This window comes from Microbacterium sp. 1.5R, from assembly GCF_001889265.1.
Classification (GTDB): Bacteria; Actinomycetota; Actinomycetes; order Actinomycetales; family Microbacteriaceae; genus Microbacterium.
Window position 1 is genome coordinate 2,515,825 of record NZ_CP018151.1, and the last position, 13,031, is coordinate 2,528,855.

General features: G+C 68.9%; 13 protein-coding genes and 1 tRNA gene. 7 read left to right on the top strand and 7 right to left on the bottom strand.

Annotated elements, in window-relative coordinates:
* The first annotated feature begins 50 nt into the window (after positions 1 to 50).
* Entirely contained in the window at positions 51 to 662 is a 612-nt protein-coding gene (locus BMW26_RS12025) for a flavodoxin family protein (protein ID WP_056279938.1), read from the top strand.
* Position 663: 1 nt separating this feature from the next.
* On the opposite strand, the gene BMW26_RS12030 is transcribed toward BMW26_RS12025, so the two are convergent.
* Positions 664 to 996, bottom strand: a complete 333-nt coding sequence (locus BMW26_RS12030; RefSeq protein ID WP_053097194.1) for a DUF7882 family protein — start codon at positions 994 to 996, stop codon at positions 664 to 666.
* A 27-nt stretch (positions 997 to 1,023) separates the two neighbouring features.
* The gene (locus BMW26_RS12035) at positions 1,024 to 2,067 is read right to left on the bottom strand and encodes a hypothetical protein (protein WP_072591590.1); all 1,044 of its coding nucleotides are present in this window, start codon (positions 2,065 to 2,067) and stop codon (positions 1,024 to 1,026) included.
* A gap of 72 nt (positions 2,068 to 2,139) precedes the next feature.
* On the opposite strand from BMW26_RS12035, the gene pgi reads away from it, so the two are divergent.
* Both pgi and BMW26_RS12045 read left to right on the top strand, forming a co-directional pair.
* Positions 2,140 to 3,819: a glucose-6-phosphate isomerase gene (gene pgi / locus BMW26_RS12040; protein WP_072591591.1), complete on the top strand. Its 1,680-nt coding sequence runs from the start codon at positions 2,140 to 2,142 to the stop codon at positions 3,817 to 3,819.
* A gap of 21 nt (positions 3,820 to 3,840) precedes the next feature.
* Positions 3,841 to 4,257, top strand: coding sequence for a ribosomal maturation YjgA family protein (locus BMW26_RS12045; protein ID WP_072591592.1), 417 nt, complete (start codon positions 3,841 to 3,843; stop codon positions 4,255 to 4,257).
* Positions 4,258 to 4,303: 46 nt separating this feature from the next.
* Here BMW26_RS12045 and BMW26_RS12050 read toward each other — a convergent pair.
* The 4 genes from BMW26_RS12050 to galU form a co-directional block, all read right to left on the bottom strand.
* Positions 4,304 to 4,376, bottom strand: a tRNA-Ala gene (locus BMW26_RS12050).
* A 49-nt stretch (positions 4,377 to 4,425) separates the two neighbouring features.
* The gene (locus BMW26_RS12055) at positions 4,426 to 5,283 is read right to left on the bottom strand and encodes a hypothetical protein (protein WP_072591593.1); all 858 of its coding nucleotides are present in this window, start codon (positions 5,281 to 5,283) and stop codon (positions 4,426 to 4,428) included.
* Positions 5,284 to 5,365: 82 nt separating this feature from the next.
* Positions 5,366 to 5,977: a GNAT family N-acetyltransferase gene (locus BMW26_RS12060; RefSeq protein WP_053099195.1), complete on the bottom strand. Its 612-nt coding sequence runs from the start codon at positions 5,975 to 5,977 to the stop codon at positions 5,366 to 5,368.
* Positions 5,978 to 6,023: 46 nt separating this feature from the next.
* Positions 6,024 to 6,911, bottom strand: coding sequence for a UTP--glucose-1-phosphate uridylyltransferase GalU (galU, locus tag BMW26_RS12065; RefSeq protein ID WP_053097201.1), 888 nt, complete (start codon positions 6,909 to 6,911; stop codon positions 6,024 to 6,026).
* Between the two features lie 40 nt (positions 6,912 to 6,951).
* Here galU and BMW26_RS12070 point away from each other — a divergent pair, with 40 nt between their 5' ends.
* The 3 genes from BMW26_RS12070 to mscL are packed head-to-tail and all read left to right on the top strand — an operon-like array spanning position 6,952 to position 8,290.
* On the top strand, positions 6,952 to 7,548 hold the full coding sequence (locus BMW26_RS12070; protein ID WP_053097203.1) for a 5-formyltetrahydrofolate cyclo-ligase: 597 nt from the start codon (positions 6,952 to 6,954) through the stop codon (positions 7,546 to 7,548).
* 15 nt (positions 7,549 to 7,563) lie between these two features.
* Positions 7,564 to 7,839 carry an FmdB family zinc ribbon protein gene (locus BMW26_RS12075; protein WP_072591594.1) on the top strand — a complete coding sequence of 92 codons (276 nt, stop codon included), beginning with the start codon at positions 7,564 to 7,566 and terminating at the stop codon, positions 7,837 to 7,839.
* 25 nt (positions 7,840 to 7,864) lie between these two features.
* Positions 7,865 to 8,290: a large conductance mechanosensitive channel protein MscL gene (mscL, locus tag BMW26_RS12080; protein ID WP_053097207.1), complete on the top strand. Its 426-nt coding sequence runs from the start codon at positions 7,865 to 7,867 to the stop codon at positions 8,288 to 8,290.
* A gap of 270 nt (positions 8,291 to 8,560) precedes the next feature.
* Here mscL and BMW26_RS12090 read toward each other — a convergent pair whose 3' ends face one another.
* On the bottom strand, positions 8,561 to 12,280 hold the full coding sequence (locus tag BMW26_RS12090) for an ATP-binding protein (protein WP_056279930.1): 3,720 nt from the start codon (positions 12,278 to 12,280) through the stop codon (positions 8,561 to 8,563).
* 190 nt (positions 12,281 to 12,470) lie between these two features.
* Between BMW26_RS12090 and BMW26_RS12095 the strand changes: the two genes are divergently transcribed.
* A complete protein-coding gene (locus BMW26_RS12095) occupies positions 12,471 to 12,986 on the top strand; it encodes a methylated-DNA--[protein]-cysteine S-methyltransferase (protein WP_053097213.1) in 516 nt (171 codons plus the stop codon).
* The last annotated feature ends 45 nt before the right edge of the window (positions 12,987 to 13,031 follow it).

Below are 13,031 nucleotides of genomic sequence, written 5' to 3' on the forward strand. Positions count from 1 at the left end.
AGCGACGGAACCCCCTGGGCGATCGCCCGCGGGGGTGATTGCGTGCAGGGATGAGCACACGACTGACTGCCCTCGCCATCTCCTGCACCCTCAAGCCGTCTCCCGCGGAATCGAGCAGCGACCTCCTGGGGTCCCAGATCCTGCAAGCTCTCGCGGAGCACGGAGTCGCCGGCCAGCTGGTGCGCGCCGTCGATCACTCGATCAGTCCCGGCGTCGAGACCGACATGGGCGAAGGCGATGAATGGCCGACTCTGCGCGAGCAGGTGCTGGCGGCCGACATCCTCGTGTTCCTGACCCCCACCTGGATGGGCCAGCACTCGAGTGTCGCGCAGCGGGTGCTGGAACGCCTCGACGCCGAACTGAGCGAGACCGACGATGCGGGTCGACCGATCCTGTTCGACAAGGTCGCGATCGCCGGAATCGTCGGCAACGAGGATGGAGCCCACCACATCGCCGCGATCCTGTTCCAGGCGCTGAACGACGTCGGGTACTCGCTGCCCGCCCAGTCGTCGATCTACTGGAACGGCGAGGCGATGCAGACCATCGACTACAAGGATCTGTCCACGACCCCTGAGAAGGTCGCGCAGGCCACGGCGACGGCAGTGCGCAATGCCGTGCACCTGGCCCGCAGTCTCCAGGCAGACGGATACCCCGCGGAGTAGTTCAGGACTTCGGCGCGCTCCCGCTGTCAGCCTTCGGCTGCACGTAGTCGTCGATCACGAGCTCGCCCGTCGCGTTGAGAGCGCGCATCATCTCTTCGATGCGCGCCTTCTCGATGTTGTGCGGGTCCGGAGAGGTGAAGAGGAACTGCAGCGGGATCGCCGGGTGCATCCAGACGGTGAGACGGCCGGGGTCGCCGCCTTCGCGAGGATGCCAGGTCATCATGAAGCTCTCCTGGCGACGGAGCTTCGTGCCGACGATGACCTTCAGATGAGCGAGCGTCTCGTCGTCGATGAGGATCGGCTCCGAAGTGCCGTCATATCGCAGTCTTCCCATGAAGGAAACCGTACCCCGACGCGCGTGTCATCGAGTACTCGCGTGCGCGCTCTGGCGCGGCGAGAACGTCACAACCTCATCACGGCGCGAACGCTCCACGTCGAGCCCTGCGAGCTCGAGTCGTCGGAAGACCCGACGCGGAAGCACGGGCAGTTCGGCCGTGCGGCCCGACGGCGGCTTCGCGAGCCCGGTGATCAGCGAGAGATCGACGCCCGCGCCGCGCACCTCGATGCGGGCGTAGTCCGATCGCGTCCGCCAGACGAGGTGCTGCAGCTGCCGGAAGGGGATGCGGTGGGTCGCGTTTCCGGCGCGGATGCGCAGGTCGTCATTGCCGAACGCGACGCTGCAGGACAGCGTCCGTCGCCTCAGCACGGCGCGGAGCGTCAGATAGACCGGCAGTCCGACGACCGCGCCCGTGAGGATGATCGCGAGGCGGGCGCCCATGTGCATCACCGCGTCGTCGAATGCGATGAGCAGCACGGTGCCCGCGGTGCCGACGACGAGGACCACCGCCACGATGGCGACCGTCAGCGCCCGCATGCGCAGGTCGATGGCGGAGAACTGGACGTGGGATCCGTCGCCGTTCTCGTCACGCTCCCATTCGGGTGCGACAGGAGGCGGGCGCCCATGTGCATCACGCCGTCCGATGCGGTCTGTGAGGCGCGACAGAAGGCCCAGCCAGATCCATCCCGCGGCGGGACCGGCGGCGATCTGCAGCACGACGATGACTGCCCGCACGGGTTCGGGCAGGCCGGCGAGCAGCTCGCTCCCGGCGTCGATCACGACGATCATCACAGCCGTCAGCACCACGGCGACACCGAGGTGCACGGCGACGCCGGCGCGCACCGGGCGCATGTCCATCGTCGCGTTGACGAAGGAGAAGGCGATGCTCCAGCCGCCGAGCAGCATGAGCAGGAACGGGAAGAAGCTCAGGTCGTCGCCCGCGATCGTCCACACCGTCGCGGCCACCAGCAGGAGCACTCCCCACGCGAGCGGAGCCCGCACGAGCCGGCGACCGATCTCGCGCCGCAGCCTCCGCTCCGAGGTCGTCGTGGGCGCCGTGTCGGTCATCGCCCCCATCCTAGAGCGAGGCCGGACGTCATCACGGGGTCACGACGTCGCGTGCGGCAGTACCGTGGATCCATGACCGCTCCTGTTGATCCGACACTCACTCCCGCCTGGTCCGAACTCGCCGCGCTGCGCGAGTCGATCACCGCCGATCTGCGAGGCTGGTTCGCCGCCGATGCCGACCGTGCGGAGCGATTCTCGTTCCCGCTCGCAGACCTCCACGTCGACCTGTCGAAGAACCTCGTCACCGACGACGTTCTCGCAGCGCTTCTGCGCCTCGCCGAGCAGACGGGAGTCGCCGAGCGATACGCCGCGATGCTCCAGGGAAGCCACCTCAACACGTCCGAGGACCGCGCCGTGCTGCACACGGCACTGCGTCGACCGGCCGACTCCTCCCCCGCGCTCGTCGTCGACGGACAGGACGTGGATGCCGACGTGCAGGCCGTGCTCGACGCACTCAGCGCTTTCGCCAGCAGAGTTCGCTCCGGAGAGTGGCTCGGCATCACCGGAAAGCGCGTCACTCACGTCGTCAACATCGGCATCGGCGGCTCCGACCTCGGGCCCGTCATGGTCTACGAGGCGCTCAAGCCCTATGCGGATGCCGGGATCGAGGCGCGGTTCGTGTCGAACATCGATCCCACCGACCTCGCGCAGAAGACCGCGGACCTCGACCCCGAGACGACCCTCTTCATCGTCGCATCCAAGACCTTCACCACCCTCGAGACGCTCACCAACGCCCGCCTGGCGCGCGATTGGCTGTGGGCCGGACTCCAGGCCTCGGGAGCCATCTCCGACGACGAGGACGCCCGCACCGACGCCGTCGCGCACCACTTCGTGGCGGTGTCGACCGCCCTCGACAAGGTCGCGGCCTTCGGGATCGATCCGGCGAACGCCTTCGGATTCTGGGACTGGGTCGGCGGCCGCTACTCGGTCGACTCCGCGATCGGCCTGTCGCTCGCGATCGCGCTCGGACCCGATACCTTCCGCGATCTGCTGGCCGGCTTCCATGCGGTCGACGAGCACGTGCGCACCACGCCTCTCGAGCGCAACGTCCCGGTGCTGATGGGTCTGCTCAACGTCTGGTACGTCAACTTCCACGGCGCGCAGTCGCATGCGGTGCTGCCCTACGCACAGCAGCTGAGCCGGTTCCCGGCCTACCTGCAGCAGCTGACGATGGAGTCCAACGGCAAGTCGGTCCGCTGGGACGGCACCCCGGTCACCACCGACACCGGCGAGGTGTTCTGGGGAGAGCCCGGAACCAACGGCCAGCACGCGTTCTACCAGCTCATCCATCAGGGCACCCGGCTGATTCCGGCCGACTTCATCGCGTTCGTGAACCCGGCCTACCCTCTGACCGACGGCGGGCAGGACGTGCACGAGCTGTTCCTGGCGAACTTCCTCGCGCAGACGAAGGCCCTGGCCTTCGGCAAGACCGCCGCAGAGGTCGAGGCCGAGGGAACCACCGGAGCGCTCGTCGCGGCACGCACGTTCGCCGGCAACCGCCCGACGACCTCGATCTTCGCACCCGCGCTGACACCGCAGGTGCTCGGTCAGCTGATCGCCCTGTACGAGCACATCACGTTCACGCAGGGCACGATCTGGGGCATCAACTCGTTCGACCAGTGGGGCGTCGAGCTGGGTAAGCAGCTCGCGATGCAGATCGCTCCGGCCATCGGCGGGGACGAGGCGGCCATCGACGCGCAGGACGCCTCCACGAAGGCGCTGCTCTCCTACTACCGCGCGAACCGGAAGTAGGCGAGACAGCGGGAGCGGCGGATGCAGTCGGTCACACGCGGCGACGCGCACGTCAGTGCGCGTCGCCGGGCGCTGCTCGTCATCGCCGTCCTGGTGGTCGTGGCCGGTCTCGTCACACACGTCGTCGGTCGTGGTCCGATCGCGGACGCACTCGGCGACGCACTCTATGCGGTGATGATCTACGTCGTCATCGCGATCGTGCTCCCACGAGCCCCGGTCTGGATCGTGGGTGCGAGCGCCGCGGCGCTGTGCATGCTGATCGAGTGCTTCCAGCTCACCGGTCTGCCGGCGATCTGGTCCGAGGCCTTCTGGCCGGTGCGACTCGTCCTGGGCGTCGGATTCGATGCGCGCGACCTCGTCGCCTACGCGGTGGGCGCGGGTGCCGCCGCCCTCTGCGACCACGCGATCGGTCGCCGTCTCCGCGCACGCGCACAGTAGACAGAAGAAAGACCCCCGAGCGATGCTCGGCGGTCTTTCTCGTCGGTGGACCTAAGGGGATTCGAACCCCTGACCTCCTCGATGCGAACGAGGCGCGCTACCAACTGCGCCATAGGCCCTGACGTCTTCTACGCTATCACGCTCGAAGACCCTCTCGTGCCGCGAGGATCAGCCCGCTGCACGCTTCGCGAGGAGGTCGCGCACATGCGCCTCGATCTCCGCGTCGTCGACGTATCCCATCTTCGCGAACGGAGACGCGGCGGCCTGCGAGGCCGCGGGAATCTGCACGGGTGCGGCGGGCGCCATGCGCTCCGCTCGCTCACGAAGCTCGGCGAGACGAGCCGCAGCGCGGCGCTTCTCCTGCGCATCCAGCTCCGCTCTCGCCACCTGCGCGCGCGAGCCTGCGACCGACACCAGCGGCTCGGGCAGCGGACGCGGGGTCCATGTCGCCGGGCCCTGATCGTGCAGTTCGGGCTCTGCCCTCTGCACGGGCTGCTCGACGACGCGCACCGAACGCCGGGCGGCGCGTGCGGCGACAGCCGACATGCGCTGCAGGGCGAAGCCGGCGACGACGATGACCGACCCGCCGACCCAGAGCAGCAGCTGCGCCTGAAGCGCGATCAGCTGCCACACGCCGAGCCCGGTGACGACGAGACCGAGAAGCAGGGTCGAGGTGGCGACGATGCGCACACGGCGACGCGCGCGGGCCTGTCGCATGACGGGATCAGCCCTCGTGGCAGCCAGCTCTTCGCGGAGCTTCATGAGCTCCGCGGCTTCCTTCTCGGACTGCAGGCGCTTCGCGAGCTTCTGCTGCGCGAGGGCGGTCCGCGCGTTGAGTTCGAGGCGGACCTCGCCGGGGGTCTCGCTGGTCTCGGCCAGCACCCGAAGGGCCTGGTTCAGTCTGACGGCGTTGCGCTCTGCGGCGTCGTACTGGAAGCGCCCACGCCAGGAGGGCAGCAGGTAGAGCATCCACAGGAGCACAGCGACGAGGACTATCACTCCCCCGCTCAGCACCGGCCCGTCCATGTCGACAACGGTACGGGAACATCGCTGGTCACGACGCTCAGTCGGAGCGTGTGTCGCGAGGAGTTCTGAAGTCAGCGGCGTGTCAGAGCGCGAAACGGTCCGACGGCGGGATCGTCGCGGCGTCCGGAGGCACCTCGCCGTTCAGCCACCGGGCCAGCACGCCCTGCGGCACATCCTCGCGAGTGAGGGCGAACGCGTAGTGATCCCGCCAGTCGCCGTCGATGTGGATGTAACGGCGACGCAGCCCCTCGTAGCGGAAGCCGAGCTTCTGCACGACCCTCAGGCTCGCGACGTTCTCGGGCCGGATGCAGATCTCCATGCGGTGCAGCGCATACTCCGTGAAGCAGGCATCAGTCGCGAGCGCGACGGCTGTGGGCGTGATGCCCTTGCCGGCGAAGCGCTCGCTCACCCAGTACCCGATGGTCGCCGAGCACAACGACCCCCTGGCGACTCCCCACACGTTGAGCTGCCCGGCGATCTCGCCCTCGTACTCCATGACGAACGGATAGCCCGCGCCGTCGCGGTACTGCTGCAGCAGACGTCGGATGCTGAGTCGCATGTCGAACGAGACCGAGCCGTACGGGACGGTGGCCTCCCACGGCTGCAGCCAGGAGCGATTGCTCAACAGCTCGTGCTGAAGAGCCCTCGCGTCCCGAGAGCGCACGAGGCGCAGCTCGATGGGACCATGCCGCATCCCCGTCGCCTGATCCATCCGCGCGCTCCCGACGCCGCGTCGACGCCTAGAGGCGTTCCGCGAACTCCTTGAGCCACGGCCGCAGCTCGGGGCCGAGGTCGTCGCGGTCGGAGGCGAGCTGGACGATCGCCTTGATGTAGTCGACGCGGTCGCCGGTGTCGTACCGGCGTCCACGGAAGATGACGCCCACCACACCGGGGCCGTCGGCACTGGTGGCCAGCTCCTGCAGCGCGTCGGTCAGCTGGATCTCGCCGCCCTTGCCGGGTTCGGTGCGCTCGAGCACCTCGAAGATCGAGGCGGGCAGGACGTAACGGCCGATGATCGCCAGGTTCGACGGCGCGTCCTCGGGTGCGGGCTTCTCGACGAGGTCGGTGACGCGCACGGCATCCGATCCCTCGATGTCCTCGACGGCGGCGGCGCCGTACATGTGGATGCTCGCGGGGTCGACCTCCATGAGGGCGATCACCGCGGCGCCGCTGCGCTCGTGCTCGGCGATCATCTCGGTGAGCAGCTGGTCGCGCTCGTCGATGAGGTCGTCGCCGAGGAGCACGGCGAAGGAGCTGTCGCCGACGTGCGTGCGGGCACGCAGCACCGCGTGACCGAGTCCCTTGGGCTCACCCTGACGGACGAAGTGGATGTCGGCGAGGTCGCTCGAATGGATGACGCGCTCGAGACGCCCCGTGTCGCCCTTCTCCATCAGCTTGACCTCGAGCTCGGGGACCGAGTCGAAGTGGTTGGAGATCGCGTTCTTGTTGCGGCCGATGATGACGAGGATGTCATCGATCCCGGCGCTGGCGGCCTCTTCGACGACGTACTGGATCGCCGGCTTGTCGACGACCGGCAGCATCTCCTTCGGCATCGCCTTCGTCGCCGGCAGGAAACGCGTTCCCAGACCGGCAGCAGGAATGACAGCCTTCATCTTCCGTATACCCATCCACCCAGCCTAGTGGGGATGCCGCCGTAGACTCGGAGCCATGTCCCACGACGTAGAGCATGAGAAGCGCGCGCTTCGCGCCGAGCTCCGCGAACGCCGCCAGCTGCTGAGCGACTCGCAGCGGGAGGCCGCGGCATCCGCCATCACGCAGCGCCTCGATGAGCTGGTCGACGCGCTCGGCGCCCGGTCGATCTCATGCTTCCTCTCGACCACGACCGAGCCGGGCACCCGGGAGTTCGTCACCGGCGCGGTGCGCCGCGGCATCCGGGTCCTGCTTCCTGTGACACGGGCCGACGGCCTTCTCGACTGGGCCGTGGCGACCGATGACGACGACGTCGCGGAAGGCCTCTTCGGACTTCCCGAGCCGACCGGCGAGGTGCTCGGTCCGATCGCCGTCAACGATGTCGACCTGATGGTGATCCCCGCCGCGGCCGTCGACCGCACCGGGATGCGCATGGGCTGGGGGCGCGGGTACTTCGACAAGACCATCGGTTCGATGGAGAAGTGCCCTCCGGTCTACGCAGTCATCTATGATTCCGAGGTACTCGACTTCCTGCCGAGGGAGGTTCACGACCAGCCGGTCACCGGCGTCGTGACTCCCACGCAGACCCTCCACCTGTCGCCCACGCGACGCTGACCCGCGAGGATCGCAATGCCCACCTATGCCTATGCCTGCCGTTCGTGCGGTCACGCCTTCGACGCCGTGCAGAGCTTCTCCGACGACGCCCTCACCGTCTGCCCCGAATGCGGCGGCGAGCTGCGCAAGCAGTACGGATCCATCGGCGTGACGTTCAACGGATCCGGCTTCTATCGCACCGACTCGCGAGCGGGCTCCGGCTCTTCCGCATCCGCCCCGGCATCATCGAAGGCAGAGTCGGCCAAGACCACGACCCCGGCCCCCGCGTCGACCAGCACATCTTCTTCCTGACCCCATCAACTCCCCGGAGGCATCCATGCTCAAAGGTTTCAAGGACTTCATCCTCCGCGGCAACGTGATCGACCTCGCGGTCGCGGTCGTCATCGGCACCGCGTTCACGGCGATCGTCACCGCCGTGGTGAACAGCATCATCACCCCGCTCGTCTCGCTGTTCTTCAAGGCGGATGCGACGGGCAACTTCGGACCGCAGGTGCAGAGCATCTACGGAGATACCGTCACGTTCCCCATCGGCGATCTCATCTCGGCGATCATCAGCTTCCTCTCGGTCGCTCTGGTGGTGTACTTCGTCTTCGTGCTGCCGATGAACACGTTCAAGGCCCACGTCGAGGCGCGCAAGGGCACCGCGGCCGAGCAGCCGGAGGAAGAGCCGGCGGCCGCCACCGAGGCCGAGCTGCTCGTCGAGATCCGCGACCTGCTCGCCGGGAACAAGCCGCGCAGCTGACTCGCAGTCCGCACCGCGAAGCGCACGGTCCGATTCGGGCCGTGCGCTTCGTCGTCTCCCGAACACGCCTGAGCCGCCGGTGCTCAGTAGTGCGGGGGCACGTCCTGCATCAGGCGGTCGTCGTTGGGCCCCTTCGGGCCCGTCGTCCGCTGAGGTTCCCGGACGACCCGATCCGGGTCCGTGTCGGTGCCCGGCACGGGAGTCAGCCGGGCACGCCGCGATCCTGCGACCCGCACGACCTTCTGCCGCGGGGCACCGGAGTCCGGCTGATCAGTCATTCTGCGGGTCGGTGAGATCGATCGGCTGCGTGTCGTTGTCGGCTCGGGCCGCGGATGCCGAGATTCCCAAGACTCCCGCGATGCGCGTGGCCGCCGTGACGGGGTCGCTGTAGAGGTCGAAGGCGTGCACGCGCACGTAATGCCACCCGAGGCGGCGAAGCACGTTCGGGCGCAGCCGCAGGGCCTCGCGCAGTGACTCGCCACGAGACTCCGGGTCGGACTCGATGACGACGGCCTTGCCGTTGTGCTGTGCGACGAGCGGCAGCAGACCGCGGTAGTCGACGTCGACCGCTGCGCCGAGACGGCGCAGCTCTCGTGCGAGGGCGAGCGTCAGCGGGTCGGCGAGATCCTCCAGGCGTGCGTCGCGTCCCCGGGTGGCGAGGCCGCCGAGGATCGACATCAGGGTGGCGGCGCCGAACTCGAGGCGGCCGTCGTCGAACGACGAGGGGCGGATCGACGAGACGATCACCATGGACCGGCGGGCGCGGGTCATCCCGACCGTCAGCAGCCGCTCGCCATCCGGCGTGGACAGGTCGCCGAAGTCGCTGAGCACTCGGCCGTGCTTGGTCAGGCCGTAGCCGAGCGAGAAGATCACCCGGTCGCGGCTCTCGGCCACGGACTCCTCGAGGGTGAGCACCGCGAAGGGCTCGGCCGTGTCGCGACCGACGAAGTCGGCGACGTCGGAGCGCCCGGCGAATGCCGAGGTGACGGCGGCCCGCACGCGCTCGGCATGACGCCTGCTCGCGGTGACCACCATGAGCGACTCGTCCGGGCGATGCACGGCGTGCTCCACGACCAGCGTGACGACGCGTGCGACCTCTGCCTCGGGGCTCTCCACCGCACCCGACACGGGGTCGGGCGCCCCGGTGCCGCCTTCGACGTAGTCGACGGTGAGGCTGCCGCGACCCAGGTACGAGCCCGCCCAGGGCAGAGAGACGATCTCGCCGCCGTAGAACGCGTCGTTGATGAGCTCTGCGAGGTCCTCGCCGCCCGCGCGGTAGCTGCGCGTGAGGGTCATCACGGGAAGCAGTTCGGACAGGCGCTCGAACACCGACACGGAGTCGAAGGGCACCTCGTGCTCCCATTCGGGGCCGGGGTCCACGGCGACGTGGAACGCTGTCGGAAGCTGAGTGACCGGATCGCCGAAAGCGACGACCTGACGGGCACGGCGGATCGCCGGGGCCGCTTCGGCGAGGTTGATCGCGGCCGCATCGACGAGGAGCACCGTGTCGAACTCGACGGAGTCGGGGATCTGCGGCACGAGGTAGGGAGACGAGATCCATACCGGCGCGAGCACGCCGACGAGGGTGGGCGCGGAGCTCACGATCTCGGCTGTCGTCGTCGCCGGCTGCTTCAGTGCACGCCTGAGGTTCTGCGACTCCTGCGGCTCATCGACGATGGCGATCTTCCACTGGTTCGCGAGCTGCCAGGCGAGCAACGGACCGGCCATCGCGGCGTGCGCCTCGTCGACGAGACGGAAGTCCCGCTCGAGCCGGTCGACCACCGCCGTGTTCGCACCGAGCAGCGCTCGATCCTCCTGCAGAGCCCGTTCCAGCAGTGTCTGCCACCAGGCGAACTCCAGCTCGTCACCCACGCGCGACTCGGCGACGTGGCGAACGGACAGCTCCGCGAGCAGCGGCTCGAGACCGAGGTCAGCCAGCCGATCGCGCAGCTGCGCGCGCTCCACGAGGTTGTCGAAGACGTCGGACTTCGCCGCGAGACCGGCGAGAGTGCGCACGAGGCGGGCGACGGGGAGCGTCGACAGCGGTTCCCTGCGGCCGAGCGCGACATCGAGCTCGGCGAGCTCAGCCGTGACGCGCTGCCACGACGAGTGGACGTCGGCGAGCCCGAGTGGAACCTCGGGCGCAACCCCGGCTTCCACGAACCGCTGCCACTGGGTGCGCTGCGCCTGGATGCGCAGCAGCGACTCGTGCATCTCGGTGACATGGACGCCCGGGCGCACGTACTCCTTGGCGAGGCGACGCAGCCGACGCCGGTTCGCCCCGGACATCGCGGGCGCGTCGCGGCGCGATCCGTGAGCCTGGATGAGCTCGCCCAGCGGACGCTCGAAGACGGTGGGGCTGAACCGGTCGAGAGAGTCGCGGATGCCCTGCAGCAGCCGCAGGTACTCACCGAGCTCGTCGATCGTCGAGAACGGGCGCATATGCGTCTGGGCGATGAGGGCATACCCGCGCTCGAGGAGGGCCGGCACGCTGTCGGAGTGCAGACGCGCTGCCAGCTGGTGCGCCGACTTCGCCGCCTCGGTGCTCGAGAACGTGACTCCGTACCAGGGCGAGTCGTCGGGTCCGAAGCGGAACTCGCCGAGGCGCGCGGCCTGCGCGAGCGCCGCTGCCGCCGACGAGCGATCGTCAGCGAGACGGCGGAGAGTCTCGGCGCTGAGTCGCGCCGTGGTCGACGGCGGGGTGGGCAGGGAGGCGAGCCTCGTGAGATGCCTGGTGGCGTCGAGCACCGACGAGTTCGTCCCCGCGACCGGAGCGGTGAGAGCGCTGCGGTAGTCCCTGAGCACCGTGCGGAGACGCACAAGAGCGTCATCGACGTCGCTGACCTTCGGAGCCGTCGCCTTCTCGTTCCGGCCGATCGCGCGGACGAGGTCCCGACGCACGTTCGCGGGCGATACCGCCAGGCTGTCGAGGCCGATGCCCGCGAGACGGTGCCGCACGCCGTCGAGGGTCGACCGTCGCGCCGAGACGACGAGCACCCTCTTGCCGGCCCGCACGAGTTCGCCGAGCGCGTTGATCACGGTCTGTGTGCCGCCTGTGCCGGGGAGCGTCGCGACGGTCAGCGAATGTCCGGCCGCGATCCGGGCGAGGAGCGCCTCCTGCTCGGCATCCGCATCGAGCAGCAGATTGTCGGATGCCGGCGCCCGGTCGTCCGGTCCGGTGTGGTGCGGCGCGGGTCGGCGGGCCGAGACCTGCTCGCGGTCACCGACGTGACCGGCCAGAGCGTTGAGCACGACGTGGTCCAGACTCCCGCCGTCGCGGGACATGGCACCGCCGACATCGGCGAAGGTCGAGACCACGAGCCGCGGCAGCACCGTGAAGGTGTCGATCGACCGCGTCGTGGCCCGAAGGCTGTCGATCACCGGCTGCGGCTTGAAGATCCCGCCGTCGTAGGCGAGGGAGGCGAGAGCCGCGGCGTCGATCGTGATGCCGAAGTGCTCACGCGCGATGCGCACGAGCTCGGGGTTCACCTCGAACGCGCCCTGCAGCTTGAGTTCGAAGTCGGAGTGGTGCCGACGGATGGCGAGGGGGCGAAGCAGCACGGGCGCCGAGAAATCCGCCCCGCCGATGCGCCAGCCGGCGACGCCGACTGCGAGGTGCACCGCCTCGATGCCGCGAACGGTGCGCAGCTCGGTGTTCTTCGCCGTGATCCGCTCGGCGGCGAGCCTCGCAGTGCGCAGACCGACCTCGTCGCGATAGAGGTTCGACAGCAGGGTCGATTTGCCTGTGATGAACTGGGGAAGACTGCCGGGGTGGGCCTTCGAGATGTCGATGCTGGATTCGACCGTGTCGCGGAAGTTCACGAGCGGCGATGAACCGCCGAGGTCAGCAGCTTCCGCACGCAGCCGAGTGCGCTCGGCCTCTGCCGCATGCGCGATGCCGATACCGGAGACCGGCTCGTGCGATTCGCCGAGGGTCACTGCGGCATCGGTCGCTGCGTCATCCGCAGCCTTGCCTTCACGTCGCCACACACCTCACACACTAAGCGCGCCTCGCCCCGCAGGCGGTATCCCGGGCGGGTTTCACCGTATTTCCGCCCGCTCGAGGGCGGAGCGACGACCCTGCGGACTGCTTCTGCACCCGAGCGACGAGTCGGTGCGGTCTCCCCCGGTCGCGCTCGTGGGGACGCCCCCGCACCCCCGCTCCGGTCAGTATGGAGGCATGACCTTCCGCTATGACTTCGCACCGACTCCGTTCGGCGACGCCCTCGCGGTGTTCTCCGACGAGGGGCTCGTCCGATTCGACCTCTCGGAGTCGAATGATCCATCGGTTCCCTGGCTCCTCGAGAACGTCGCGAGCCAGCTCCGGGCCGTCCCGGAACCCGACCCCGGTGCGGCAGACGAGGTCACCGAACTCCTCGACGCGTACTTCGGTGGATCGCCGGTGCGATTCCACGATCACCTGGCGCTCGACTGGCGCCTCATCGACGGGTTCGCGCGCACGGCGCTGCAGACCATCACCACCATCGAATGGGGAGAGACGATCAGCTACGGGGAGGTCGCGGTGCTGGCCGGGCGCCCCGGTGCCGCGCGGGCCGTCGGCACCGCCTGCCGTCTCAGTCCCTTCTCCATCGTCGTCCCCGTCCACCGCGTGGTGCGGTCGGATGGCACGACGGGTCAGTACGGCGCGCATCCCGAGCGCAAGAGGTTCCTTCTCGACCTCGAGTCGCACGGCTGACCGCACACGGGGACCCCGACGAGTAGGCCGTCGGGGTCCCCGTTC

Coding starts and splice junctions, on each gene's coding strand:
- BMW26_RS12025 (WP_056279938.1), top strand. CDS start 51: ATGAGCACACGACTGACTGCCCTCGCCATCTCCTGCACCCTCAAGCCG.
- BMW26_RS12030 (WP_053097194.1), bottom strand. CDS start 996: ATGGGAAGACTGCGATATGACGGCACTTCGGAGCCGATCCTCATCGAC.
- BMW26_RS12035 (WP_072591590.1), bottom strand. CDS start 2,067: ATGACCGACACGGCGCCCACGACGACCTCGGAGCGGAGGCTGCGGCGC.
- pgi (WP_072591591.1), top strand. CDS start 2,140: ATGACCGCTCCTGTTGATCCGACACTCACTCCCGCCTGGTCCGAACTC.
- BMW26_RS12045 (WP_072591592.1), top strand. CDS start 3,841: ATGCAGTCGGTCACACGCGGCGACGCGCACGTCAGTGCGCGTCGCCGG.
- BMW26_RS12055 (WP_072591593.1), bottom strand. CDS start 5,283: ATGGACGGGCCGGTGCTGAGCGGGGGAGTGATAGTCCTCGTCGCTGTG.
- BMW26_RS12060 (WP_053099195.1), bottom strand. CDS start 5,977: ATGCGGCATGGTCCCATCGAGCTGCGCCTCGTGCGCTCTCGGGACGCG.
- galU (WP_053097201.1), bottom strand. CDS start 6,911: ATGGGTATACGGAAGATGAAGGCTGTCATTCCTGCTGCCGGTCTGGGA.
- BMW26_RS12070 (WP_053097203.1), top strand. CDS start 6,952: ATGTCCCACGACGTAGAGCATGAGAAGCGCGCGCTTCGCGCCGAGCTC.
- BMW26_RS12075 (WP_072591594.1), top strand. CDS start 7,564: ATGCCCACCTATGCCTATGCCTGCCGTTCGTGCGGTCACGCCTTCGAC.
- mscL (WP_053097207.1), top strand. CDS start 7,865: ATGCTCAAAGGTTTCAAGGACTTCATCCTCCGCGGCAACGTGATCGAC.
- BMW26_RS12095 (WP_053097213.1), top strand. CDS start 12,471: ATGACCTTCCGCTATGACTTCGCACCGACTCCGTTCGGCGACGCCCTC.